Source organism: Flavobacterium sp. GP15, assembly GCF_014281985.1.
Taxonomy (GTDB): Bacteria; Bacteroidota; Bacteroidia; order Flavobacteriales; family Flavobacteriaceae; genus Flavobacterium; species Flavobacterium pygoscelis.
This window is the reverse complement of the sequence record NZ_JACFTC010000042.1, coordinates 1-454: the sequence shown is the minus strand read 5'-3', so window position 1 is coordinate 454 and position 454 is coordinate 1. Positions and strand designations below refer to the sequence as shown.

The 454-nt window shown below is 31.3% G+C and carries 1 protein-coding gene; it reads left to right on the top strand.

Annotation, left to right across the window (positions count from 1 at the left end; translation table 11 throughout):
- Nucleotides 1-187: 187 nt before the first annotated feature.
- Nucleotides 188-454, top strand: a 267-nt coding sequence (locus H2650_RS15745; RefSeq protein ID WP_188051781.1) for a hypothetical protein, incomplete at its 3' end; no start/stop codon positions are given.

Here is a 454-nt window from a genome sequence, read left to right as displayed (position 1 = left end):
CTTTCGGTTTTGAAATTTCTGCCAACGTTTCGCAGCTACACGAGGCACAAGGCTACGGAAATGAGTATTTTCCACTAAGCGTAAACGTGTTGCGAAACGTTAATTCCACAAAAACCTTGTGTCTTGTGTAACTGCTGTTATGCGTTCGGCTTTTTACCACAATTATTAATTATAAAAACAAATTAAAATGATAGACAACTGGATTGAATCTCAAGAAAAAAAAATAAAAACAGAAACTAAAAAAGTTCCATACACTGCAAAAGAATTGTCAGAAGTTATTGATTTTATAAAAACAAAAAAGACAATATCAATGAAAGATTTAGAAGAAAAATTTAACAAAGAATATATTTGGGTGGCTTCTATTTTGGAGACTTTAGAGCAATTATATATGATTGATATATTTTCAGGAGAAAGACAAAGAGATGTTTTTATTTACTCCAACCAAGCTGACGCA